This is a genomic window from Mesorhizobium sp. M1006, assembly GCF_040318825.1.
Classification (GTDB): Bacteria; Pseudomonadota; Alphaproteobacteria; order Rhizobiales; family Rhizobiaceae; genus Mesorhizobium.
Genome location: NZ_JAMYMZ010000009.1, coordinates 128,786 through 152,872, shown reverse-complemented (window position 1 = coordinate 152,872; position 24,087 = coordinate 128,786). Strand labels below are relative to the sequence as shown.

26 protein-coding genes and 2 pseudogenes are annotated in these 24,087 nt (G+C 62.8%); 7 read left to right on the top strand and 21 right to left on the bottom strand.

The features are described from left to right. Positions 1-14 precede the first annotated feature (14 nt). The 4 genes from NKH60_RS11540 to NKH60_RS11525 all read right to left on the bottom strand — a co-directional run bounded on the left by NKH60_RS11540 (position 15) and on the right by NKH60_RS11525 (position 4,036). Positions 15-548, bottom strand: coding sequence for a c-type cytochrome (locus NKH60_RS11540; RefSeq protein WP_254818823.1), 534 nt, complete (start codon positions 546-548; stop codon positions 15-17). Next, positions 545-1,378 (bottom strand): substrate-binding domain-containing protein, encoded by an 834-nt coding sequence (locus NKH60_RS11535; RefSeq protein WP_352612093.1) that lies wholly within the window; start codon positions 1,376-1,378, stop codon positions 545-547. The genes NKH60_RS11540 and NKH60_RS11535 overlap by 4 nt, the downstream gene beginning before the upstream one ends. Before the next feature lie 16 nt (positions 1,379-1,394). Next, positions 1,395-3,152: a methanol/ethanol family PQQ-dependent dehydrogenase gene (locus NKH60_RS11530; RefSeq protein ID WP_352612696.1), complete on the bottom strand. Its 1,758-nt coding sequence runs from the start codon at positions 3,150-3,152 to the stop codon at positions 1,395-1,397. A gap of 104 nt (positions 3,153-3,256) precedes the next feature. After that, the gene (locus NKH60_RS11525; protein WP_352612095.1) at positions 3,257-4,036 is read right to left on the bottom strand and encodes a heme-binding protein; all 780 of its coding nucleotides are present in this window, start codon (positions 4,034-4,036) and stop codon (positions 3,257-3,259) included. A 215-nt stretch (positions 4,037-4,251) separates the two neighbouring features. Here NKH60_RS11525 and NKH60_RS11520 point away from each other — a divergent pair, with 215 nt between their 5' ends. The 4 genes from NKH60_RS11520 (at position 4,252) to NKH60_RS11505 (ending at position 6,579) form a co-directional block, all read left to right on the top strand. Beyond that, positions 4,252-5,082: an SIR2 family NAD-dependent protein deacylase gene (locus NKH60_RS11520; protein ID WP_352612097.1), complete on the top strand. Its 831-nt coding sequence runs from the start codon at positions 4,252-4,254 to the stop codon at positions 5,080-5,082. A gap of 118 nt (positions 5,083-5,200) precedes the next feature. Next, positions 5,201-5,359: a hypothetical protein gene (locus NKH60_RS11515; RefSeq protein WP_352612099.1), complete on the top strand. Its 159-nt coding sequence runs from the start codon at positions 5,201-5,203 to the stop codon at positions 5,357-5,359. Positions 5,360-5,363: 4 nt separating this feature from the next. Next, positions 5,364-5,999, top strand: a complete 636-nt coding sequence (locus tag NKH60_RS11510; RefSeq protein ID WP_352476452.1) for a LysE family translocator — start codon at positions 5,364-5,366, stop codon at positions 5,997-5,999. An 82-nt stretch (positions 6,000-6,081) separates the two neighbouring features. Continuing rightward, positions 6,082-6,579, top strand: coding sequence for a hypothetical protein (locus NKH60_RS11505; RefSeq protein WP_254818816.1), 498 nt, complete (start codon positions 6,082-6,084; stop codon positions 6,577-6,579). Positions 6,580-6,620: 41 nt separating this feature from the next. Here the strand turns inward: NKH60_RS11505 and NKH60_RS11500 are convergent, their stop codons facing one another. The 3 genes from NKH60_RS11500 to NKH60_RS11490 form a co-directional block, all read right to left on the bottom strand. Further along, positions 6,621-6,911 carry a DUF982 domain-containing protein gene (locus NKH60_RS11500; protein ID WP_352612102.1) on the bottom strand — a complete coding sequence of 97 codons (291 nt, stop codon included), beginning with the start codon at positions 6,909-6,911 and terminating at the stop codon, positions 6,621-6,623. 41 nt (positions 6,912-6,952) lie between these two features. Further along, positions 6,953-7,300: a DUF982 domain-containing protein gene (locus tag NKH60_RS11495; RefSeq protein ID WP_352612104.1), complete on the bottom strand. Its 348-nt coding sequence runs from the start codon at positions 7,298-7,300 to the stop codon at positions 6,953-6,955. Between the two features lie 118 nt (positions 7,301-7,418). Next, complete coding sequence (locus NKH60_RS11490) at positions 7,419-7,622, bottom strand: hypothetical protein (RefSeq protein ID WP_292657608.1); 204 nt, start codon at positions 7,620-7,622, stop codon at positions 7,419-7,421. A gap of 317 nt (positions 7,623-7,939) precedes the next feature. Here NKH60_RS11490 and NKH60_RS11485 point away from each other — a divergent pair, with 317 nt between their 5' ends. Then, the gene (locus NKH60_RS11485) at positions 7,940-8,503 is read left to right on the top strand and encodes a sigma-70 family RNA polymerase sigma factor (RefSeq protein WP_352488584.1); all 564 of its coding nucleotides are present in this window, start codon (positions 7,940-7,942) and stop codon (positions 8,501-8,503) included. Between the two features lie 50 nt (positions 8,504-8,553). Continuing rightward, positions 8,554-8,682, top strand: a complete 129-nt coding sequence (locus NKH60_RS11480) for a hypothetical protein (protein ID WP_352502174.1) — start codon at positions 8,554-8,556, stop codon at positions 8,680-8,682. Positions 8,683-8,870: 188 nt separating this feature from the next. Here the strand turns inward: NKH60_RS11480 and NKH60_RS11475 are convergent. From NKH60_RS11475 to NKH60_RS11430, 10 genes and pseudogenes are all read right to left on the bottom strand, one after another. Continuing rightward, positions 8,871-9,087 (bottom strand): annotated as a pseudogene (locus tag NKH60_RS11475) (hypothetical protein). Positions 9,088-9,312: 225 nt separating this feature from the next. Beyond that, positions 9,313-10,014 (bottom strand): annotated as a pseudogene (locus NKH60_RS11470) (class I SAM-dependent methyltransferase); the annotation flags it as partial. 59 nt (positions 10,015-10,073) lie between these two features. After that, a complete protein-coding gene (locus NKH60_RS11465; protein ID WP_352872149.1) occupies positions 10,074-11,063 on the bottom strand; it encodes a GNAT family N-acetyltransferase in 990 nt (329 codons plus the stop codon). A 7-nt stretch (positions 11,064-11,070) separates the two neighbouring features. Continuing rightward, the gene (locus NKH60_RS11460; protein ID WP_352872147.1) at positions 11,071-12,135 is read right to left on the bottom strand and encodes a glycosyltransferase family 4 protein; all 1,065 of its coding nucleotides are present in this window, start codon (positions 12,133-12,135) and stop codon (positions 11,071-11,073) included. A gap of 20 nt (positions 12,136-12,155) precedes the next feature. Beyond that, entirely contained in the window at positions 12,156-13,088 is a 933-nt protein-coding gene (locus NKH60_RS11455) for a glycoside hydrolase 5 family protein (RefSeq protein ID WP_352502177.1), read from the bottom strand. Further along, a complete protein-coding gene (locus NKH60_RS11450) occupies positions 13,081-13,842 on the bottom strand; it encodes a TIGR04290 family methyltransferase (RefSeq protein ID WP_352768295.1) in 762 nt (253 codons plus the stop codon). The genes NKH60_RS11455 and NKH60_RS11450 overlap by 8 nt, the downstream gene beginning before the upstream one ends. Positions 13,843-13,844: 2 nt before the next feature. After that, positions 13,845-14,645, bottom strand: a complete 801-nt coding sequence (locus NKH60_RS11445; protein WP_352612112.1) for a nucleotidyltransferase family protein — start codon at positions 14,643-14,645, stop codon at positions 13,845-13,847. Further along, positions 14,645-15,748 carry a CgeB family protein gene (locus NKH60_RS11440; protein ID WP_352472875.1) on the bottom strand — a complete coding sequence of 368 codons (1,104 nt, stop codon included), beginning with the start codon at positions 15,746-15,748 and terminating at the stop codon, positions 14,645-14,647. Before NKH60_RS11440 ends, NKH60_RS11445 begins: the two co-directional genes overlap by 1 nt. 14 nt (positions 15,749-15,762) lie before the next feature. Beyond that, positions 15,763-16,359 (bottom strand): histidine phosphatase family protein, encoded by a 597-nt coding sequence (locus tag NKH60_RS11435; protein ID WP_352612114.1) that lies wholly within the window; start codon positions 16,357-16,359, stop codon positions 15,763-15,765. Then, the gene (locus tag NKH60_RS11430; RefSeq protein WP_352488477.1) at positions 16,356-17,459 is read right to left on the bottom strand and encodes an inositol-3-phosphate synthase; all 1,104 of its coding nucleotides are present in this window, start codon (positions 17,457-17,459) and stop codon (positions 16,356-16,358) included. Before NKH60_RS11430 ends, NKH60_RS11435 begins: the two co-directional genes overlap by 4 nt. A gap of 152 nt (positions 17,460-17,611) precedes the next feature. Between NKH60_RS11430 and NKH60_RS11425 the strand changes: the two genes are divergently transcribed. Continuing rightward, a complete protein-coding gene (locus NKH60_RS11425; protein ID WP_352612116.1) occupies positions 17,612-19,444 on the top strand; it encodes a hypothetical protein in 1,833 nt (610 codons plus the stop codon). 243 nt (positions 19,445-19,687) lie between these two features. On the opposite strand, the gene NKH60_RS11420 is transcribed toward NKH60_RS11425, so the two are convergent. Genes NKH60_RS11420 through NKH60_RS11405 form a run of 4 tightly spaced genes read right to left on the bottom strand, consistent with a single transcriptional unit; the run spans position 19,688 to position 24,085 of the window. After that, complete coding sequence (locus NKH60_RS11420) at positions 19,688-20,734, bottom strand: UDP-glucuronic acid decarboxylase family protein (RefSeq protein ID WP_352472879.1); 1,047 nt, start codon at positions 20,732-20,734, stop codon at positions 19,688-19,690. A 23-nt stretch (positions 20,735-20,757) separates the two neighbouring features. Then, the gene (locus NKH60_RS11415) at positions 20,758-21,867 is read right to left on the bottom strand and encodes a CgeB family protein (RefSeq protein ID WP_352612118.1); all 1,110 of its coding nucleotides are present in this window, start codon (positions 21,865-21,867) and stop codon (positions 20,758-20,760) included. Further along, positions 21,864-22,958 carry a CgeB family protein gene (locus NKH60_RS11410; protein WP_352612119.1) on the bottom strand — a complete coding sequence of 365 codons (1,095 nt, stop codon included), beginning with the start codon at positions 22,956-22,958 and terminating at the stop codon, positions 21,864-21,866. Before NKH60_RS11410 ends, NKH60_RS11415 begins: the two co-directional genes overlap by 4 nt. After that, on the bottom strand, positions 22,955-24,085 hold the full coding sequence (locus NKH60_RS11405; RefSeq protein ID WP_352612121.1) for a CgeB family protein: 1,131 nt from the start codon (positions 24,083-24,085) through the stop codon (positions 22,955-22,957). The genes NKH60_RS11410 and NKH60_RS11405 overlap by 4 nt, the downstream gene beginning before the upstream one ends. Between the last annotated feature and the right edge of the window lie 2 nt (positions 24,086-24,087).

The following is a 24,087-nucleotide window of genomic DNA, read 5'->3' as shown; positions in this document are numbered from 1 at the left end:
GCAAACAAGGCGGTTCACGGCGACTTCCCCAGAGTCGCGGCATCCGGCAGGCGATTTTCGGACGGATGGGGCATCATGTCGTCGTCGCGGCTCGGCGCAGCCGATTTTGGCGCGTTGCCGCTCAACGCGCGGACGAAGGCCGCAAGCTCCCAGATCTGGTCGTCCGGGATCTTGTCCCGGAAGCTCGGCATGCCGTTTGGCCGACCGTCCCTGATCGTGGCGTGGATGCTTTCGATCGAGCTGCCATAGAGCCACTTCTGGTCCATGAGCGCCGGGCCCATGCCGCCACCGCCATTGGCATGGCAGCCGGAACAGTTAAACCAGTTGAACAGACGCTTGCCCTCGCTGAGGTGGAAGGCGTTGGCCTCGAACACTCCGGCCTTGTTGTTGGACGAGGCTGGCCGCTGGCCGCCCGGCTCGAGGGCCGTTACGGCTGCCGGTTGGTCGCCCGAGCCGAGCGCCGACTGTGGACGCGTGTCGCGTTCCTCACGCTGGCAGGCGGCAAGAACGAGCATCGCCGACAGCACGCATGGAAGGCCGCGGTTCATCGCGCTGCCGCCCCGGCGATGTCGAGGCGAGGCACGTCATATGCCGCCAGGATTGCATCGATCTCGGCGCGGTGTTTGGCGAGCGCTGCGTCTACCTCGCTGCGCAGCGCATCGTCGTCGTGGCGCACGCCCATCGAGATGTCGTAGATCATCGGCAGCAGCGGACCGTCGATGCGCGGTGCAACCGGCGTAATCCGCAACGGTACTTTTTGCCTGGCACCGAAGTAGCCGGCCAACGGCCCCCAGACGACGGCCATATCGATGTCGCCATTCGCGACCGCCTCAATGATGCGCGCTGGCGGGTTTGGCGCCGAATAGTCGCCATAGACGGGGAAACCGACGAGATGGCCGACGATGCCGCGACTGCCGAGCGCCTGGACGGGTGGCGAGTTGGCGCCGTCGTCGCCGATCAGCTGGACGCCGATGTGCAGATCGCGCAGGCGAGGATCGTTGAAGGACGCGATTTCCGGCGCATCTCTGCGTGTCACGAAGACGTAGGAAGACCGGTAGTAGGGCGCGGTGGTGCGCAGCATCTCGAGATTGGTGGGCGTCCCGGGCACCAGATCGCACAGGCCGGCTTTCAGCGTGTTGCGGACGAAGCCGCGCCGCTGTGCCCACCACGTGTAGGAAACAGTCGCACCCAGCTCCCGGGCGACGAGTTCGGCAATCTTGTTTTCAAAGCCTTCCCGGGTGGCATTGGAGAACGGCATGTTGTTGGGATCTGCGCAGATCCTCAACTCGCGCGCATCGGCAACGGCGGCCACAAGCGAGAGCGCCAGTGCGCCAACCGCGGCGGCAAGCCGCCGCGAACGCGTTTTCCGTGAGCACATAACGCGGCCGATCGTCTCAAGGCAGCCGGAACACATACAGCGTACCTCCCGCCGTGGTTACATCCTTCAGATCCTTCATGACGTTGACGAAGCCGAGCGCAGCGGTGGCGTCGCGCGGGTCGAGATCGCCGGATACGATCGCACCGGCCCAGCCGCCGACGCCCGAAAGAACCGCAACATATTGGTGCCCGTCCGGGCCGCGATAGGTGATCGGCTGGCCGATGATGCCGGACGACGTCTTGAACTGCCAAAGCAGTTCGCCGGTCCTGGCGCTGACCGCCTTGAACCAGCCTTCCATCGTGCCATAGAACACGACGTTGCCGGCGGTGGCGACCGCGCCGCTCCACACCGGAAAGTTCTCCTTCAGGCTCCACGCCGGCTTGGCGGCGGCGACATCCCAGGCAGTAAATGCACCGCGATTGCCGCCCGGCCCGGGAATCATGCGCACGTTCATGCCGACATAGGGCGTGCCGGCGATGTAATTCACCTCGACGCCTTCTTCGTCCATGCACATGTTATTATGCGGGATGTAGAGCAGGCCGGTCTTGGGCGAGAACGCCGAAGGTTGCCAGTCCTTGAGGCCCGATGCGGTGGGACAGATGTCGCGGACGACCTTGCCGGTGCCGGTCTTCTTGTCCGGATTTACAATCAGCCGGCCGGTCTTCAGGTCGACGCCCTTGCTGGAATTGACAGGCCCGAACGGCACTGCCGACAGTACTTCGCCCGTAGTGCGGTCCAACAGATAGACGTAGCCGTTGCGTTCCGGTCGGACCAGCACCTTGCGGGGCTTGCCCTGCCAGGTCATGTCGAGCAGCACCTGTTCGTTGATGCCGTCGTAGTCGTGCAAATCGTGCGGGGTCCATTGATAAAACCATTTTGCTGCGCCGGTGTCGGGATCGCGGGCAAAGATGCCGGCGGTCCATTTGTTGTCGCCGGGCCGCAGATCCGGATTCCACGGACCGGGATTTCCGGTGCCGTGGAAGATCAGGTTGAGGTCCGGGTCATAGGAAATCCAGCCCCACACATTGCCGCCGCCGATCTTCCAGGCGTCGGGCGGCCACGATGTCACCCCGAGATCCTTGCCCTTGTCCATGTCGTAATGCGGCTTGAAATCGGGGCCGATCAGCACGTCGGCGTCCGGGCCGGTATTGTAGGCCGTCCAGACGACGTGCCCGTCGCCGGCGTCGAGCGCCTTGATCCAGCCGCGTACGCCCATTTCGCCGCCGGAATTGCCGACCAGTACCTTCCCCTTCACCACCAGCGGCGCCATGGTGATGGTCTCGCCGATATTGATGTTGCCGATATGGGTGTTCCAGACCGGTTTGCCGGTGGCCGCATCGACGGCGATGGCATGACCATCGAGCGTGTTGAAATAGATGTGCCCGTCGAAGAAGGCCGCACCACGGTTGACCACGTCGCAACAGGCAACGCCCTGCGCGGCGGGCTCGGGATTGGGCTCGAATTTCCACTTCATCGGCGCGCCGGGCTTGGTAAGGTCAAGCGCATAGAGGATGTTGGGAAACGGCGTCACGATGTACATCGTGTTGCCGACGACCAGAGGCGCAGCCTCCTGGCCCTTGTTGACGCCGGTCGAGAAGGTGAAGGCCACCTGCAGGTTTTTGATGTTGTCTTCGGTGATCTCCGCAAGTTCGCTGTAGCGGGTCGAGGCGTAGTTCTTTGCCGGCATCGCCCACTGGCCGTCGTCGGGCGGAGCAGCCGCGGCCGGCGGATTTATCGCAGGGCCTGATAAAGACTGAGCAACCGCCGCCGTCATCAGTGCAAACCCCGCCAGCAGCGTCCATCCCAGCCTCGCAGCCATTGGCCTGTTTCCGCCTTTGGCTGACACACGAGTTTTCGCCGCCACTTGTCGCCCTTTCCTCATTTGCGTATCGAGCCGCCGACCCCGGCGCCAAGCTCCGCCGCCACGTCCGCCTCGCTTCCGGCACACAATGGATGGCCCCAGCCGGAAGCGCTCTTGCCGCCGGGATCGAGGTCGAAAATGATAGCGTCCTTGCGGTTTGGGTTGACGCCTGCCGGTACCTTGTCCAGCCCGAGCGCGGCGCGCACACGCCAGGCGACATTGTGGTCGGCACAGGGGGAATCGCCGCTTATCCCGAGGGCCCCGACGATCCCCTTGCCGTCGTAGAGAGCCAGGCCGCCGCCAAACACGACGACACCGCCGATAGGCTTTCCCAGCAATGGATCGCTGGAGCTTCCAAACGTTGAAGGATCGCCGGCATAGGCCACCGCTGGATTGACCGGATTGGTGGCCTGCAGGCCGAATAGAGGACCGCCGGGCTGCACCGGCGCATAGAGGTTCGCGGTGGACAACGCCATGTGGGCGAGGCTGAGCCCGTTGGCGGTATTGGCTTTTTCGGCGGCGATCAGCCGGCTGCCAGGCCACTGGGCGTCGGCGGTAGGCCCACTGAAGGCGACGGCGCAGACAGTTCCGTCGCGAGCCACGACTGCCGCCCATTCATTAGTGTCGAAGCCGCCATTGCCGGGACCGCCGCTGGATTTGACGTTGGCCTTGAGGGCGGCCAGCAACTTGTCATGGTCGGCCGGGCAAGGTGCTTGAGCCCAAGCCTTTTGCTGGACGGCGCCGATCGTAAGCAGGAACAGACATAATGCTACCGAGACAATCCGATGGCGATCCATTAGCTGCGCCGTCTTTGTTGAACACTCTCCAACGCGTAGGAGGCGCAGAAGTGCCAAAGGGAACGAAATAAATATCGGATTCGGTCGGACAAACTCGGGCGACCGGAACTCGGGACAGCCGATCTGGGTGTTGGCACTCAACCGGAAATCGGAGTTATTCTTGCGATGGTCCAGGCGCCGTCGGAACAGAGCAGCACTTCTGGCAGTTGTGTCGAATGCTGTCCGCAGTCGAGCAACTGGCTCAATCGGTGAAAGAGCGACGAGCTATCTTGTTCGTTGGAGCCGGGGTGTCGATGAGCGTCGGCTTGCCGTCTTGGCAAAAGCTCATCGAACACATGCAAAACGAGCTCGGCCTTGACGAGGACATGATCGGCGCACCGGAGGCCAGCTATCAGGCGCTTGCCGAATATTACCGGCTGAAGCAGGGGAGCCTCGGCCCTTTGCGCAGTTGGATGGATCGTGAATGGAGCGTCTCGCGGGAAGAAGTGCAGCGGTCGGCAATCCACAAGCTCATCGTATCGCTCGATTTTCCGATCATCTACACCACCAATTATGATCGCAACCTCGAGGTTGCCTTCGAGATTCATGGCCGGCCCTTTGTGAAGGTGGCCAACGCAAAGGACTTGCCCAAGACGACCGGCGAGGTGACGCAGATTATCAAATTCCACGGCGATTTCGACGACGACAAATCGCTGGTCCTGGCGGAGACCGACTATTTCGACCGGCTTTCGTTCGATTCGCCGCTCGACGTGAAGTTTCGCGCCGACGCACTGGGGCGCACCCTCCTGTTCATCGGCTACAGCATGTCTGATATGAACATCCGTCTGCTGTTGCACAGGCTTTGGCAGACCTGGCGGCGGTCGGGCTACGAAAAGAGCCGCCCGAAATCCTTCATCTTCATGTCGCAGCCGAGCATCGTCCAGGAGGCTGTTCTCGGCCACTGGGGCATCGATATGCTGACCGAAGAGGCCGACGATCCTGAGGACGCGCTGCTCGCGTTCCTGAACGAACTCAAGGATAGGGTGGGCCGGCCAGACAGCGCGTGAGAAAACCTGCGGAAAGTGGATTGGTCCGGCAGTGGAACCGACTGATCCGATGTGAGTTCGGGAAGACTAACGTATCCGGGACCGAGCCTGAATGGGCGCACGCAAACACAAGCGAAGAATGCATGCCAAACACGACCTGTCGGCCGAGTTGGCCTATGAGATCGATTTTTTTGCCCGCAGGTGCGGCCTGACGAGGGACGAAGCACTCAAGACGATGCGAGATGCCGGCCAGTTGAAGGACAGCGCGAAGGCATCTTACGAAACCGGGGCGAAGTAGCGGCGTGGATCCCGCTTCGTGGACGGCTTTTGTCGGAACGGTCATCCTGATGCAGATGCCGCCGGGGCCCGACAGTCTGCTGGTGATTGCGCGCGGCATCGGGCAGGGCCGTGATATTGCCCTGTTCACCGTCCTCGGAATGACCCTCGGCGCCGGTATGGTCCAGCTGCCGCTCCTTGCCCTCGGCATATCGTCGCTGCTCCAGGCATCGCCGCTTGCCTTTGCCATGCTTCGCTGGGCGGGTGCAGCTTATCTCGTTTGGCTTGGATCGCGTCTGGTGCTGTTGCCGTCAGCCAGCGTCGCCGTCGAGGAGGCGCGCAATGTCGGACCGCTTGTGGCCGCACGCGAAGGAATGATCGCCAATCTGATAAATCCTTGGCCGATAACCTTTATGGTGGCATTCCTTCCGCAGTTCGTCGATCCTGCTCGCGGATCGGTCACGCTGCAATTGCTGCTGCTCGGTGGCACCCAGAAAATGACCGGTGTGCTGGTGCTGGGCACATATGCACTCGCATCCGGCACGCTCGGGGCCTGGATTATGAAACGACCGAAGGTAAGGCTCTGGCAGCAGCGGGTGGCAGGCTGCGTCGTCGTCGGTCTCGGTATCCGCATGGCAGTCGGTGGTGGCGCGCACCGCTGAGGATCGAGCGATGCAGCGGCCGCCGATGGAACATCCGCCGACAATTTTCGTTGACATGCTCCACAAGGCGAAGAGGTCGAGCATGTCGAAGTTCCAAGCCGCTACCCCGGAGCGTTTGCAGCAGCTCAGGCTTGAGGCAACGGCGCACTTTGCGCCACTCATACTGCGCCAGGCGCTGGTGCGTCTCTGCCGGGCCTGCGGAAGCGATAGCCTCGAACGTTTCGAGAAGACCATGGTCGACCAAATCGAGGCATTGCGTGACGAAAAGGCCGATTTCGACACGATGAAGGAATTTGCCATCGAACAGCTCTATGGCTGGATTCGAGAAGTCAGGTCTTCGCCGGACATGACACAGCCGCTGGAGAGCGTAGATACCCGAAGGACCCCCGGCCGCTCTGAAGAGCCGCAAACGCTGGAAGACCAATTGCAGGCAGGCCTGGAAGATTCCTTCCCGGCAAGCGACCCACCGGCGGTCGTCTCCACCGCGATCCCGGGCGGATCGAAGAAGCTCGTCGGAACCGACGAAATCCTCAGGCAGCAGCGCGAGAAAAAGGCCGAGGACGCCAATCATTCGCGATAAACCAAGCTTTGGGCGGAACTTCAGGGAGGCAGCCTGCCGCTTCACCCGCAGTCCGATATGAAGGCTGTCGTGGCATGCCCATCATGCGGCTCGCCTTCGACAAGAATGTTTGCCTCCCACGCGGCGTCGACAAACGCTTGCCGCGCTTTGCCGGCCGTAATTTCACCGGTTCGGGCGCGATTCAATACATCAGCGGCCGCCAGCGCCAGTGGGGCATTGCGCGCCGGCCATTTCTCGCTTTTCAGGCAATGTACTGCTTCGAAAACGGAACTGACCAATCGCGATCGCCCGGGCTTGCCGAAATAGATGCAAACAGGTGTATCGAACTCCATTCTCTGCACCGTATTCCTCCCGGTTCAAGCAAGGTGTCGCTTCAAGCAAGCTGCGTGTCTTCAGGGTCTACACGACTGTCCGACGGGCGTTTCAGCCAAACGTCGTAGGCCTTCGCAGCTGTTTTGGCGCGTGCTGGTGTTTCGGCTGCGATATCGTAGGCCAGAATGCCCACCTTGCGGGCGAATTTATCGAACGCCGCGCGCACCGTCTCAACGTCGACCTCGTCAGCCAGCCCGGCGCGACAGGCGTCGAACGCCGCCTTGTGCGCCGGACCGCGGCTCGGCCATTCATTTAAGACGTCATAGGCCTGCCAGATATTCTCGACATGGCGAGGGAAACCAAGGCCGACGAGAATTGGAACGGGGCGGCCAAACGATTTTTTTGTCATCTGTGTCTCCGCGAAAGAGCCTGTCGCATCAACGTCCGGGGCAGACTGAAGGCTCATGCTCTTTAACGCGGGATTGCTGCACGGGTTGCAGCAGGTTTGTTCGATCGTGCGCAGCCGGTCACTTGTTGGTCCGCATCTTTTGCCGGGGATTGATACCGCCTTGCGGCGTGGTGTCGTTCTCGACATCGCCTTCGAACGTATTGTTGCCCTGATCGAGCCGGTCGCCCTCCTTGATCGTGCCCCTGGAACTGCCGATGCCGGGATCGTTGGCAAGATCGCTATCGGCCGGCGTTTTGCCTTTGGCGTGCTTGTTTCCTGTCATGGACTCCTCCTGTTTCTTGAGGTGGCGGGCCGCCCTTGAGGTCGCAGCTAAGGCTCGCTACGAGATCGCATTTCGACGCGCCAAGTGTCGGCGCGCGAATTTGTCGGACGACCTTGATTTTGAACTCCGCGATCCCGATGGTTGTTCCGTCAAAAATATCGCCGTCGGCCGGGATTGCTCAGCCAAGTCCTCTCCGGTTTCTGGAGCCGGGTGCTTTCGCCAACCGGAACGATCTTTCGCCCAATGCATTTAACTGGTCTGCGCTCACGAACTCATTCTGGACGGGAGCTGGACCATTGCCACCTACAGCCTACGCCTTGGCGACTCGCGAAACCGAAGAAGTTTCCATCGTCGACCTCATACCCGCTTTGAGGGCTTTCGCCCGCACCTTCTGCCGCACCCCCGATGATGCCGACGACCTGGTCCAGGAGACGCTGACCAAGGGCTTGGCCAACATTGACAAGTTCGAAGCTGGAACGCGCATGAAGTCATGGCTCTTCACGATCATGCGCAACACCTACTACACGCGTGTCAGGGCCGCGGTGAGGGAAGCGCCCGGCCTGCTCGACTGCGCTTCGCTGCGGCCGATCTCGGAAGCGACGCAGGAATGGTCCGTACAGGGCAAGGAGGTCCACCAGGCCATCCAGAGCCTTCCTGAGCACCAGCGCGAGGTTCTGATGTTGATAGGCGTTCTGGGCGTCAGCTATGAGGAAACGGCCGAAATATGCGGTTGCGCGGTGGGAACCGTGAAGAGCCGGCTCAACAGGGCACGCGCCGGCGTGCTGGAATACCTTGGCGAAAGTTCCTCGCAAACCCTGATGGAAAGGCGCAGCTATCTGTCCGAAGGACAACTGGACTTCGAAGCCGAGAGGCGCCGCTAATACACGTCACGTTAGTTGCTGGTCTCGCGCAAGCGCCTTTCGACAAGCGCATGCTGCAACTCGATCGCAAGTTTGGTCAGCCGGTCAGGAACCCTTTCCTGTTCGATGGCCGCAAGCAAGGAAGCGATTTCCCGGTCTATCGTCAGATCGGCACGCGTGCTGACAGAATCTTCCCTTGAGCGAGACATCGCGTTCTCTTGGCAAATGTTGGTCCCTTCACCTCACTCTGGTGGCAACAGTGCGAGTTTGCAAGAATTTGCAGGCCATCCATGCGACCGGCTTCGGTCCTTGCACAGCTTCGTCAGCGGTTGGCCTCTCGCTGCGTTTCAATTGCTCGCCGGCTGCAAGCCATATGCCGCCGCAACGATCAGTCTTCAGGCCGCCGATCCGCCGAATGATCCTGGTACTGCTCGGACTTGACCCGATTGCCGTCGAGCCCACGCTCCTTGGTGTGCTGCTTCTTGTCTCTGTTGGACAGAACGGCGTTCTCTCCGATCTTGTCCTTGGGGATCGGTCATCGCGCCAGCGCCAGCGCCTTTGCCGTGACTGCCGCGACCGATGTGCTTCTTGCTTCCGGACGCCATCTTGTCCTCCTTCATACCGTCGAATAGCGGCTTTTCCCGTTCGGCATCCGAACCAGCGTTGGGCCGCAATGTTCCGCCGGAAATCGTAAGCAGGAAGGCATCGCCGTCCCAGTGCCGGAACGGCTTTTCGCCGTCGACGAGGACTTGCATGCCATTTGCGTTGGCGAAGTTATGGACATCGGCGCGATCCAGCGCCGGCGATCCGCGATATGAATAATTCAAAAGCGCGGCCATCCCCGGCCTCTTCAGCACGCGCGCGATTTCCACGAAATGTCGCTCCGCAAGGCCGGCCAGCACCAGATAGGGAAAGCTGTCGACGGCCAGCACGCGGTCGAAGCTTGCATCGCAAAAATCGGCAAGATCGAAACCGCGCGTAGGGCGGAATTCTACATTGCCGAGCCCGGCGCATCGCCGGCGGGCGATCGAGATCATCGCTGGGGATATATCGCTGCCGACGATCCGGTGCGACAGAGCGGAGAGCGCCTGTTCGAACCGACCGATACCACAGCCGATATCCAGTATGTCGTAGTCGGTACCGGTAAAGCCTCGCCTCTCCAGCCATGCAACGATCTCAGCCGTAGCGGCAGAGAGCTTTTCCTCATTGCCCAGCGATGACAGCTGGACGCTCGCCGCCGGGGAGATCGCCGCCGCCGCGTCAAACCCGGCCGCCAGCCGTTTGACGACCGCATCGTCGGTCTCGTCCTCCCCACGCTCGTGCCGAACGGCACCACCTGTTTTGCGCAGCGTGGCGAAGATCTCGGGCCTGCGCTGCAGCAGGTCGGCAATCCGTTGTAGTTTTGCCGTCTTTCGCGAATCGGCCGAATGTGTGGTTTGTGCAATCTTCGCCAGTTCTGCGGCTTCGATTCCTGTCTCGAAACGGAGAGCCAGCCTGGCGATGACGGCTTCGACGCCGGCACCGTCTGCCATGCAATCCTCCAGCACCCGCCTTGCTGATATCGACCGCCGAGATTCTGGCTGGGTCGCGCTCATCGCCCTTTGCTCCGCGTCCAGATCTTGCGCATCGTCCACCGGTCTACGGCGCCCCAGCTGTACTTGTAGGCCTCTTGTCCGCGCAGAAAATCGAACTCTTCCGCGCCTTCGCAGATCGCCTGCCTTATCGCCTGGCCGATGAGCAGCGCGCCGGGACTTTCCTCGGCATAGGCCGGATCGAAGCCACCGAGATAAGCGCAAGCGCGGCCACGATGATGGAACCCGTAATAGGCGCCCACGATCGCGTTACCGATCGTGATAAGCCAGCATCGGGCAAGCACCTGTGCGACCAGCTGCGGCAGCGCCTGACGGTGGAATTCTTCCACGCGGGAATCGGACAGCACGCCGTCGCCGTGTCCGGCCCAGCGCGCGCGGTGAAGGCGGATCAGCTGGTCGAGGAATGTCTGCGGATCGGACAAAGCGGGTTCGATGGAGACACTGCCGCGTCTCGACGCGGCCCTGTGGGCGCGGCGCAATTGGCGCCTCCGCCGTGCCGGAACGCAGCCTTGAAGCGTCTGGTCGCCGGCGAGGGCGAGCACCGGGCAAGCGGCGTGACCGACGGCTTGGCACGATTCGAGCGCGGCATGCCTGATGGCAAGGCCGGCGCCGCCGGGAGGCAGGTCCTGCAAGATCCACTGTGACCAGCCGACGGAAAGAACGGCGCCACCGATGACTGCGCCGACCGGTTCGGCCATCTCGGGAAGACAAAGGACATCCAGATAGTCGCTCAACGAAATGCCGAGCGGAAGCAATCGCGCGCCGGCGTCGTGGCGTTCCAGATAGAGTGGCGCCAGGCCGACCAGATCGTCGCCACGCCAGACGGCGACCGTCGCCAGCTCGCCGGGAGCAAATGTCCGCCACCATGGCAGCAACCATGCGGGAGACTGGAACGGCGTCGCCGAGGGACTGCGCGACCAGAGTTCCCACCAGTGCGGCTCGAGGGCTTCGAGGTCCGCCGGATCGTCGATGATCTGACTGCGGAGCATGTCCTGCTCACCTCGCCGTCGCGAGCTGCCCGCTGTCTGTGCCGAGCCGTGCCAGCGCCCGATAGGCGTCCATGTAGGAGGAAACCATGCGGTCGAGTGAAAAGCGCCGCCGCGCCTCGGCTCGGCAGGTCTCGGGGTCCAGGCTGGGTGCGGCAGCGATGGCTTCGGCCATCTCGTCGACATCCCCGACCAGATACCCGGTCTTGCCGTGCTCGACCACATCCGGCAGTGCGCCACTCGGGAAGGCCACCACGGGGGTGCCGCAGGCGAGCGCCTCCATTGCGACGAGCGAACTGGTCTCCGCGGCAAGGCTCGGGATGACTAGGCAGCGGGCTGTATTCAGCAGGCGCCGCTTGGCGACAAAGCCGAGCGGACCAAGGAAGCGGCGCCGGTCGTCCAGCCGGGGTTCGACCTCGTCGCGAAAATACGTTGTGTGAGTTTCATAGGGGTAGACCTTGCCACCGATGACCAGCGGCACGCTGGCCTTCTTGGCTGCGTCGAGCGCCAGATGGATGCCCTTTTCCGGGCAGACGCGGCTGAGCACGAGCGCAAAGTCGTGTTTGGCCTTCGGCTCGCTCAGCGCGTCGACGTCCACTGCGTTGGGAATCGGCCCAATCAGCCTGGCTCCCGGCGGCGCGGTTCTTTGCTGAGCCGCCGATACCGCATGCAGCCACAGATCCTCCCGCGCCGGATTGAGAGCGTCGGCCGGATACCAGTCGAGCGGCAAATGCAGGGTCACCAATGTCGGCCCGTCGCCCGGCAGATAGGCATCGAAATCGATACCGTGCAAATGGACCACGTCGATTGGCCAGCGAGCGCGCGCGGTAGCAATTGCGGCGCAATGAGCACGCTGCGCCCGGCGCTTCGCCGCTTCATCGAGCACGCCCGGTTCGGCCGGCGTCTCGATGAGGACACCCGCAGCGCTCGAGCCCTGGCAGCCGATCACGATCGAGCGGTGTCCGGCCTGTACGAGCGCCTGGTCGAGCATCGACAGCACCTGCTCGGCACCACCGACCGCATCCGGCCCGACCGGGGCGAGGGGATAGGCGACGTTGAGGACGGTGAGCGTCATGGCTGGAGAGCCGAAGCTCCTCACGCTGCGGAGGCGCGCAGCCTGCCGAACGAAGGGGCAGCGATGCTGCCGGCATATCGGCGCGTCATTGCCGCGCAGAAGTCGGCGAATTCCTCCGGCACCAGCGGCGGACTGCTGTGGTGCGGCATCATTCCGCGGTGTTCCGGCGTGAAGCAGAAAGTAACCGTCACGTCGAAGTCGGCCAAAGCTTCCATCTGCCGGTCGAACCAGTCAAGTGCGTTCGGCCTGAAGCTGTCGGCCCAGGAAAGCCCGGTGCGCAGATTGGTGACGCCGAGGCGTTTCATCCAGGCAACGGCATCGTCCAGCCGGTGATCTTCGAAATGGAACCACTGCACCAGTCCCATTGCCGGCGTGTGGTGCAGGAACTCCTCGAGCGCGGGCTTTGGCGTGCCGTCCTGGCGGAGCAAGCCCATGTAGAAATGGCGGTAGTAAGACGAGCCTTCCGCCTCGCGATGGCGCGTCGTCGCTTCCCACTCGCGCGGCAGGTCGTAGAGGCTGTACCATTGGATGCGCGGTGCGTTGCCGATCAGCAATTCCGCGGTCCGGCGCAGGCCCCAGACCTGTACCTCCTCGGCGCCGAAGGTCGACACGCCGACCTCGCTGACCCATACCGGAAGATCGGTGACAGCCGAAATCTCGCCGATCTTCTGCGGCCATTCGTGGATCTGCCAGAGGTTCCAGTCGAGCGGAAAGCCGTGCACGGCGACTGCGTCGACATGATCGAGCACGCCGAATTCCTTCATCCGTGTCATGAAGCCGGCATCGATCGGCGAGATGCCGCCAAGGACCTTGGTCAAGGCCGGATTCTCCAACGCGATCGCGTCGGCGGCCAGGATTGCCGTAGCGGCGAAGCGACTCCAGTCGGGGTCGAGCTCGGGATCCCAGTGGGATTTGTTGTTGGGCTCGTTCCAGATCATGGCGGCTTCAATCATTTATCTGTCCTTTCGACGGGTAGACGGCGGCGCCGCCGGCCGGCACGTCGCCGGTGCGGCAGAAATAGACCTCCTGCTCCGGTTGCAGCACGATCTCGAAGCCGGCGCTGCGCAGCATGGCTTCGGTGCAGGCGCGATTGGGAATCCACCAGTTGGTCGGGTCGTCGGCATAGCGATGCTCGATGAAATGCAGCTTTGGGAACTCCGGCCGGTCGAACAGGTCGTGGGTCCAGAAATGATAATTCTGCTCGAGCGCCGGCACGTTGGTGCTGCCGCGCTGCATCGACTGGAAGATCATCAGGTCCCGGGCGACGTGCTCCCGGATCAGATCGAGTGCGAGCAAGGGATGGCGCAAATGGTAGAGCACGCCCATGAACAGCACGATGTCGAACCGCTCATGCAGGGCGCCAACGTCGTAGACCGAGAGCTGCCGGAATTCGATGTCGCAGTCTGCTACCTCGGCGGCAAAGCGCGCCTGCGCCAGGTAAGCCTCATCGAAATCGATGCCAAGCACGCGGCCGGCGCCGCGGCGTTTCATCTCGATCGAATAGAAACCCGCATTGCAGCCTATGTCGAGCACCGCCTTGCCGGAAAGATCGGCGGGAATGGCGTCGGCGAATTTGCGCCATTTGATCAGCGGATAGTTGCCAAGGAAATGGTCGGGAGCGGTTTCGATGCCGGCCAGTTCCATATTGTGGAACCATGGGCCGAGCGCATCGATACGGCGGCGGATTTCGGCATCGGAATGCAGCATGGCTAGCCTCTTTCGCCTGCGAGGACAGGGACGTGCTGGTGGCCGGGCAGCGTAATGTCGACTTGATCGTCCCTGGTACCGGCGGCGCTTTCAAGCAGGCGAAGTGCGGTGCGGTAGCCGTTGAAGGTGCCGACGTCGACATAGGCGGTGCCAGCCTTGATGCCGCAGGCATCGCCTCCGGCGGCGAGATAGGCATTGACCAGCGTGCCGATATATTCGTCGCACCGGTCCCGTTCCCGCCACTGCGCGGCGAGCTGGTGAAGGGTGCGGCCGGGCATCTTGAACGCACCCCAGATCCAGTTCGACGCGGCATTCTGCTGTTTGACCTGGATTTGCTTCACCCGGCTGTCCTGGTCGACAACGACGGCGTCGAAGAACTCCGGCTGGTCCACCGGAAACAGCAGGAAGGACAGGCCGTCGTCCGGGAGGGCCAGGAAGCCGTCTTCGGGAAACCAGATCGTATCGGGCAACCCGACCAGAACGGTCTCATCGGCTGTGACGAGCGGTGCGGCACGGAAGATGGCGTCGCAAAGGCCGACCGGAGAGGGCTGCACCACAAACAGCGCAGTCGCGTCGGCATAGCCGGCAGAATAATATTCGAGGATATCCGACTTACCCGAGCCGATGACGAAGCAGATCTTGTCGGCCCCCGCGCGCACCATGCGGCGCACCAGGTATTCGCTGACCGCGCAAGGCCGCTCGGTGTTGCCGTCGATGCGGCTGCCGACCGGCAGAAGCTCCTTCGAAAAGCCGAGCGGCTGGATGCGGCTTCCCCGTCCGGCTGCGGGCACGATGCCCAACATCAAACTGCCTCCTTCAACGGCTCGCCATGCGTGGAGCCGTGCAGTGCATCGGACAGGATGCGGTCGAATTCCTTCGCGCGCCGTGCCGAGGTGTGTTCCTCCAGCACCCGCTCGCGCGCTCGGCGGCGGATGGCGTCAAGCTCGGCGTCGGACAGGTCGAGCGCGGCGACCACGTCGTCGGTGCTGTTCGCCACGACGATCTCTTCGCCGGGCCGGAAAAAGGCCTCCAGTCCCGGCCATGTGTCGCTCACCATCGCGGCACCGCAAGCGGCGGCTTCGAACAGCCGGCCGGATGGGCACCAGCCCCTTTCTGCCATCGCCTCGCGGGTCACATTCAGAGTCAGCCGTGATGATGAAAAGAAGGCGGGGTGGTCGGCGGGCGGCAGGTGACGGACGAAGAAAATATTGTCGCTCCACGGGAATTCCTGCGGATATTGTGCGCCGCCAATGATGAAGCGGCGCTCCGGCAGGCGCGCAGCCGGACTGACCAGCAGCCTCTCGACCCCGGCCTGGCGGTCTGCCGCATAGGTCCCGAGATAGGAAAGGTCGCCGGCAAACTCCGGCCTGGGCGGAGCCGGCCGGTGTCGCTCTGGATCGACATGGCCGTAGAGCGGCATGACGTGGCGCGCACCCAGCATCGACCTCAATGCGTCGATCGCGGTTCCTCCCGTGTAGCTCAGCACGAGATCGAAATCGCGAAGCCCTTCCGGCCCGAAATAGGCCGGAGGCTCACCTTGTTCGATCCGCGCCAGCGTCACCGGCGTGTCCAGATCGTAGAACACCTTCAGTCCGCGGCAGGCCTGGTGGGCAAGGCGCGACGCGCTCACGGCATCGGGGCAATAGGAGGTGACGATGACGACATCGGCCTCACTCATCGCCTGCTCGGCAACGCTCTGGATGTCCTGCCAGTCCGGATAAAGGACAATGCTGCCGCCATCCAACTGATCGAGGTCGCGCGTCCCGGCATAATAGGGAGTGTTGCGTTCGAAGAAGGTGATGGACCAGCCCAGCCCGGCCATCGCCCGGATCAATCCGCGCCACAGTGTGGCGTGCCCATTGCCCCACGACGATGTCACGGTAAGACCGAAAATAGCCATGCGCATCCGGCAATTCCTCGTCAGGCAGCTTCGTTGAGTCTGATCAGCTTCGACCCCCAGTCCCCCCAAACAACCGTGGTGATCGAGGCTGGGTCGATATCGAAGCGAAAGCAGTTCCCCAGCGACAGGCCGAGCACCTTGCACACGGCGGCCTTGATGACGTCGGCATGGCTGACCAGTGCGACGCCCTGGTTCTGGTAGGTGCCGCGGACCTGCTCGATCAATGAGACGACGCGTTGCTGCACGTCCAGCATGGTCTCGCCGCTCGGTGTTCTCGCCTGCTGACGCTGGTCGTTCCACACCCGCCAGTCGGCATCCTGGTTCAGCTCCTCGAAGGTCTTCCCCGACCAGGTGCCGAAGTCGATCTCATCGATCTCCTCGCGGATCGCGATTTCACCGGCATTGCAGGCGAGCGCGATCGGATTGGCAGTCTCCTGCGTGCGTTCGCGCGGGCTGCTGAAGATTGCCGCTATCGCCTCACGTGCCATGCGGTCTGCCAGATGCGAGGCCTGTGCCTTGCCGGCTTCGCCGAGGCAAACGCCGGCCATCCTTCCGGCAAGATAACAGCCGACATTGTCGTGCGCGGCGTGGCGCACCAGAAAGAACGTCGTCGTCATTCCGCGGCATCGAGCATCGGCTCGTCCTTGCCGGCGATAAAAGAGAGCGTGCGCTGGCGCGCTTCCGCGTCGGTGAACTGCTCGGGCGGCGATTTCATGAAATAGCTGCAGGGACCGGTCAGCGCGCCCGCGATACCGCGGTCGAGCGCCAGCTTGGCGCAACGCACCGCATCGATGACGACGCCGGCCGAATTGGGCGAATCCCACACTTCCAGCTTGAGCTCGGCATTGAGCGGTACGCCGCCAAAGGTCGTGCCTTCGACCCGGATATAGGCCCACTTGCGATCGGTCAGCCACGGGACATGGTCGCTCGGCCCGACGTGAATGTTGCCGGGCTCCAGGGGAACGTCGATCTGGCTGGTGACGGATTGCGTCTTTGAGATCTTCTTCGATTCCAGCCGCTCGCGCTCCAGCATGTTGAGGAAGTCGGTGTTGCCGCCGAAATTGAGCTGGTAGGTGCGATCGATGCGCACGCCGCGCTCGCGGAACAGGTTGGCGAGCAGCCGGTGGACGATCGTCGCACCGACCTGGCTCTTGATGTCGTCGCCGATCAGCGGCAGGCCGTGCTGCTCGAAGCGCCGGCGCCACTCCGGCCGCGAGGCGATGAAGACGGGTATGCAGTTGACGAAGGCACAGCCCGCCTCGAGCGCGCACTCGGCATAAAAGCGCGTTGCCTCCTCCGAACCGACAGGCAGATATGACACCAGGATTTCGGCGCCGCTTTCGGCGAGGATCTTGCTGATGTTGGCGACGGGTTCGTCGGCCTCCACGATCTCGTCACGCAGATATTTGCCGATGCCATCCAGCGTCGGTCCGCGTTCGACGCGGGCGCCGGTAGGCGCTACATTGGCAAAGCGGAAAGTATTGTTCGGCGCGCTGTAGATCGCGTCGGCCACATCGCGTCCGACCTTGCCCTTGGCGACGTCGAAAGCGCAGACCACCTCGATGTCCTTGACATGGTAGCCGCCAAGATCGGCATGCATCAGCCCGGGTATGGGCTCATTGCTTCTTGCGTCGCGGTAATAGGTGATGCCCTGAACAAGGGAGGAGGCGCAGTTGCCGACGCCGACTATTCCGATCCGAACTTTCTTCGATCCCACGAAACCGCTGCCTATGCTGTTGAAGGTAAGTTCTTCGTGCCAAACCGCCTGCCTCGCTGATTGTTCCTTGCCGGCTGCAAAAATCGTGCAACCGATGGTGGATCAAAGTAGCGCTCGCCGAGTTGTGCAGTGAGGCCAACCGGGACGGGACAATGATCGTCTATGGCGACCACAAGCGAATTGAGAGCGCGCGACATGTTCGCAGCTCGGCCTGCGAAGCGGCCGGGCACATTGCGGAGATGCCCAGCGGGATCGAACGCCACGCAGCCCTGGTCGGCCTGTTCATCAAGACCTCGGAATTGGTCCAGGGCCTTGCCGATGCTGAATTCGAGGCCAACGGCATGGACAGGAATTCCCGACAGCGGATCGCGGGCGCAAATCTCCTGGTCGGCTTGGCCCGGGACGTGGGCAGATCGTGGAGGGCCGGATTCGCCGTCGACGGCCCGATCGATGCCGACGTGCCGCGAATGCTGGCCGAACTCGATTGCGACGGCGAAATCCTCATCGGCACGGCCGAGGGCTACGCCCATTACGCGCTCTATCCGGAAAGCTATTTGGTCGCCGCGCGGCAGTCGGGTCTCGATGCGAACACATGCGTAATCGGCATCCGCAGCATCGGCCTGGGGCTTGCAGCGATGGTGGCTGCAGCCATCGGCGCACAGGCACCCGTCGGTGTCCGTCCGATCGGTCATCCGTTTCGCAGGCGGCTTGCCGCCGATCCGGAACTGATCGGCGGCTGGAGGACAAGGCCATCGGCCCATTTCGCTGTCGTCGATGAGGGCCCGGGCCTGTCCGGCAGCTCGTTTCACGCCGTCGTCGCATGGCTGCAAGCGCTGGATATCGATGCCGGGCGCATCCATCTGTTCCCCAGCCATTCGGGTGGGCCGGGTCCCGAGGCATCGGCGGACATCCGTGAGGCATGGACGGTTTGCCAAAAACACACCGCGCATTTCGAACGGACTTTCCCCGCGGGATCCGCTCTGCCGGCGCTGCGGGATTGGGTGGCCAGGACGATCGGCCGCACAGCGGTCAGCCTGATGGAAATATCCGCCGGAGAGTGGCGTCGCTTGCATTATGGCTCGCAGGATCATTGGCCACCCGTCCACCGCGGCTTCGAGCGGCGAAAGTTTCTTGCTTCTGCGGGCCGGGAAAAATGGTCGGTCAAATTCGTCGGCCTCGGTGAAATCGGAATGCACAAGGCCGAGACTGCCAGGAGGCTGCATGACGCAGGCTTTGGCCCGGAAATTGCCGGGCTGTGCCATGGCTTTCTCGTCGAACGCTGGAGCGACGGTGCAACGCTGGAGCGGGCAAGGCATTCGAAACAAAAAATGGTCGCTCATCTGGCGCGCTATCTCGCCTGGCGCGCAGCCAATCTGCCCGCCTCCGGGCCGGGTGCCTCGCTGGAGGCGCTTGCCGACATGGCCGTGCGGAATACCAGCGAGGCGCTGGGCGAAAGCCGCGCGGCGGAGCTGCGGAACTGGTTCTCGAAACAGGCTTCACCAAAGACCATGCAGCGGGTCGAAATCGACGGGCGGCTTCATCCGTGGGAGTTCATCCTTTCGCGCGGCGGAACGCTGATCAAGACGGACGCCCTCGACCATTGCCGATCGCACGATCTGATCGGCTGCCAGGACATCGCCTGGGACATTGCCGGCGCCCGTGTCGAGTACAGCCTCTCCGATGCGGCGACTGCGGCACTGTGCAAAGCTGTCGAGGCGACTACGTCTCGTCCCGTCGATGCCAAACTGGTCCACTACTACGAGCCCTGCTATCTCGCCTTCCAGCTTGGCTTGTGGAGCATGGCTGAGCGATCGGGCGATGATCGGGAACAGATCCGGCTGGCGGCCGCGGCAAGACGTTACGCTGCCGCGCTGCTTCGTTTCCTGGAAAGCCAAGGCGACCTGCGGCCCTTCGAGCCCGATCAATCCAGCCGGCGCAGCATATCCGCTTCCTTTTCGAGGATGGCGGCTACCTCCTCGCGCTGAAGATGCGTCATCATCAGGCTCACACAACATTCCAGATAGGTGATAGAGGCGCGCCGCAGGAAGGCAGCCGTCTCCTTTGCGGCCATTTGTTCGATGTCTTTGGCGGATCGCTTCGGATGCACAGTCGTCTCCATGCCGGTACCTTGGCAGAACCAGAAGCTGGACGGGTTGTTCCCGCGACGAGAAAAAGTGACCAAATCCGAAACGACCGCGCGATCATACAGCGGCCAGACGCTCCTCGCCTCAGGCCGGCAGGTTTTGCAGCCGGCCTGATGCAGAACGCACGGTGGCGGCAATTCGACGTCTTCTGTCGATCATCTGCGCCGTCTCAAGCTCGGCAAAATAGCCGATCGTGTGCATCAAACCCTGCCTGAGCGGCACTTTTGGCGACCAGCCGAGAAGCTTTCTTGCGCGGGAAATGTCGGGTTGCCGACGACGAGGATCGTCTTGCGGCAGCGGCAGGAATTTCAGGCCCGATTTGGTTGCGGTCATGCCTCTCACCAGGCTCGCCAGTTGCAGGATGGTGAACTCCCCCGGATTGCCCAGATTAACCGGCTGGCGTGGATTGGGATCGACCTCCATCAGCCGGATCAAGCCGTCGACCAGATCGGAAACGTAGCAGAACGACCTGGTCTGCAGCCCGTCGCCGAATATCGTCAGCGGCCGTCTCTCGAGTGCCTGCATGATCAGATTGGAAACGATCCGTCCGTCCGCAGGGTCCATCCTGGGACCATAGGTGTTGAAGATGCGCGCGACACGGATATCGGCCTTTCCCATTCTCAAATAATCGAAGCATAAGGTTTCGGCGGTGCGCTTGCCTTCGTCATAGCAGGCGCGGGGCCCGATGCAGTTCACGTGGCCGACATAGTCTTCCTTCTGCGGATGCTGTTCGGGATCGCCGTAAATTTCGCTGGTGGACGCCTGCAGGAACCGGGCGCCATTGCGGGCGGCGAGCTCCAGCAGATTGAGCGTTCCGATGACGCAAGTCCGCGTCGTATGGACGGGGTCGGCCTGGTAACGCGGCGGCGAGGCCGCGCACGCCATGTTGAAGATGCGGTCAACCGGTTCGCCAAGCTCCAACGGTCGGCAAATGTCTTGCTTGATCAGCCGAAAATCCGGACGATCGGCGATCGATGCTATGTTCTCCATGCGGCCGGTAAGGAAATTGTCGACGCAGATCACGCGCCAGCCAGCCTGGAACATTGTCTCGCAAAGATGCGAACCGAGGAAACCTGCGCCGCCGGCGACAAGCACGGTCTTGGTCCGTTGCGCCTTTCTTGATAGCTGCATCTCTATCTTCTCCCGTCTGCGGGTCATGCTGCGCTCTCGACGTCCAGATCGAGAACAGAACGTGGCGATTTGGCCTGCGCCAGCAGCGAAACGAATTCGCGGGCTCTTGCGATGCTTGTGTGAGCTGCGAGGATGAGCACGCGCGCCTGCCTGGCCATGGCAAGCCGGGCGCCGTCGGATTCCCCGGACAGGATACCGACTACGTCCTCGGTCCTGCGCGCCGTGTGGATCGTCCGCTCTGGAAACAGGCTGTCCAGTCCGGCCCAGCTATCGCTGATGATCGCCGTACCGCAGGCGGCTGCCTCGAAGAGGCGCACGCTGGGCGACCATCCGGCCGCGATCATGGAACTGCGCGTGACGTTCAACGTGTAGCGTTGGCGGCTGTAAAAGGCGGCGTGATCTGCCGGCGGCAGGTGTTCGATGCGATCCACATTGTCCGGCCAGGCGATTTCGCGCGGATATTGCGAGCCTGCCACGACGAAGCGGCGCTCCGGCATGCGACGCGCCGGTTCGAACAGCAGCGCCTCCAGCGTCGCCTGGCGGTCGGGGCTGTAGGTGCCGAGATAGCCGAGATCCCAGCGGATTGGATCACCGGTTCCGTGATGCCGTTCAGGGTCGACGGAGCAGTAGAGCGGCTCGGCCCGCCTCGCGCAGAATTCCGCCGTCAGACGGGCAAGCGTCGGCCCGCCGGTGAAGGAGAAGTAGACGTCGAAATACGGGACCTGCCGCTTGGCAATGTACTCGCAATCATCGCTCGAAAGCTTGGCCAGCGTGATCGGCGTGTCGATGTCGTAGAAGCAGAACTGACCGGTGCACAGCGAAGCCACGACGTCGATGATTTCAGGGCCTTCGGGAACGAAGGAGCCGACGACCACGATATCGGCGTCGCGCAGGCAGCGCGCAAAATTGCGGCGAAGATCATCGATCGTTTCATAATAGCGCAAGGCGCAGAAATCGGGATCGCGCAGATCCCGGTGACTTGCGTACCACGGCACGTCGCGTTCGAGAAAAGTGACGCGGTGGCCGAGTTCGTGGATACCTTTAAGCAGCCCCCGAAAGGTGGTGGCGTGGCCGTTTCCCCAGGATGAGGAGAGCGACAGGCCAAGAAAGACGATGTCGAGTGGCTTTGTCATTCGGCCGCCTCCACGGTCGGACGCTCGAAATGGCGCCTAAAGATGGCGTCGGCTAAAACGGCACGTGTCGTATAGGTATGTTCGCCAAGCACGCGCCGAAGCGCCGATGTCCCGATCGCCTTAGCCCGTTCGGCACTAAGGCTTTGCATGATCTCGGCGACGTCCTCGCCATCGCGCGCGACGAGGATTTCCTCGCCGGATTTCAGGAACAGGTCCACGCCGAGCCAGGCGTCGGTGATGAGGCATGCGCCGGCGCCCGCCGCCTCGAAAACGCGCGTCGCAGGTGAAAAGCCATTGGCCGCCATGCTGTCGCGGCTGATGTTCAGCACCGCCTTGGCCGTGACGTTCAATGCATTGTGGTCACGCGTGCCGACATGGCCGAGCCATCGGACATTGGCGGGCATCTGCTTGTCGCCCCAGCCCGATCCGCCGAGCAGGAAGCGCTGATCGGCGGAGCGGCCGGCCGGGTCGAGGAAGAAGGCCTCGACGCGCGCCTCGCGATCCGGCAGCCGGTTGCCGAGAAAGGCGAGATCGCAGGCAAAGCGCATATCCTTGCCGACCGGATGATGCGTTTCCGGATCGAGCGCATTGTAGATCGGCACGCATTCGGCCGCCCCCATTGCCCGATAGGCCCAGACCACCGGGTCGCCGCCGCCATAGGTCAGCACGAGGTCGATTTCCTGCAGCGCGCGATGCAGCGGATGGTCGGGCTCGTCGCGCAACTGGCCAAGCGTCGCCGGCGCATCGACATCCCAGAATACGGTGAGCGCATCGGCACGGGCGTGATCGAGCACCGCCCGCAGGAGCGCGTCGTCGGCGAAACCGACGCCGCTCGCCTTGACGACGATATCTGCCTCCGCCGCTCGCGCCGCCACCTGCATCATGGCATGCGGAGTGGCCTCGTAGACGACGACGGCACACCAGTCCGGCGCCTCGATATCGCGGTTCTTCTGGCGATCGTAGACGTCCGGCTCGTAGAAGGTGATGTCGTAGCCGAGCCTTGCCAGGGCCTTGAGCAGTCCGCGGTAATAGGTGGCCGCGCCGTTCCAATAGGACGACAGCAGGCTCGACCCGTAAAATGCGATCTTCATTCGGCGGCCTCCTTTGCAAGGATCGTGTCGGCGGCTTGGCGGTGCCCGCATTCGGCGAGCACGCCGAACAGCTCATCCGCCCGGTGCCGGCATGTGTGCCGCAAGCGAATGGTCTCGAGGCCCGACGTCGCCAGAGAAGCGGCGAGATCCGCGTCGTGCAGCACGGCGCGAAGATGACGCCGCATCTCGGAACCGTTGTTTGCAAACAGAAAATCTACGCCTGGCCTGAACAGGCATTCGACATCGGACCACGGCGCCGAAACCAGCGGGATGCCGCAGGCGAGCGCCTCGAACATGCGGATGGTCGGGATGCCGGGCAGGCTTTCGCGGTATGGACGCCGCGGGATGTGAATCGTGATGCGGTTCGCCGCGAACGCCTTCGGCACGTCGGCATTGGCGATCCAGCCTTCGCAGCGCAGGCCGGCGGCCGCAAGGTCGGCGAGCGCCTCCCGCGGATAGCGAACGCCGTGGACGGTTCCGCTCAGGCCGAGTTCACGCACCGGGCCGACCAGGAACTCCCTGATTTCGGCACTGCGCTCGTCGTCGCCCCAATTGCCGATCCAGATAAGGTCGGAACTACGCTCGATTTCAGGATGCGGCTGGAACAGGTGGTCATCGGCTGCTTCATGCCAGGTGAAGACCCGCTTGCCCCATCCGGCGCGAAGATAGCTTTCCCGCAGCGCCTCGCCGAAGGCGAGCACGCCGTCGTAATGTTCAAGCCGCAAGGCGGAAATCGCTTGCGTAGCCGAGATAGCGCGATGGTGCGTGTCGTGGAACAGCAGCGTGAAACGCCCGCCAGTTGCTTTCGCCCTGCCCAGCCGCGCAACAAGGTCCGGCTCGGTCCACTCATGCACGATCACCACATCGGCGTCGGAGATCCAGGCTTCGTGGTCGAAAGCGGCATCGTAGGTCACCGGCATCAACTCGGGAAAGTCCTTCCGGAATCGCTCGATTGCGAAGGACCCTTTCTCGGCCAGCAGGTTCGACCGGCTCCAGCCGTCGGCGGGCTCCAGCGCGATAGCCTGGTGCCCGCGCGCGACCAGCTCACGCATGATGCCGCGCAGGAAATGTGCGTTGCCGTGGTTCCAGTCGGACACGATCGAATGGGTGTAGAATAAAAATCGCATAA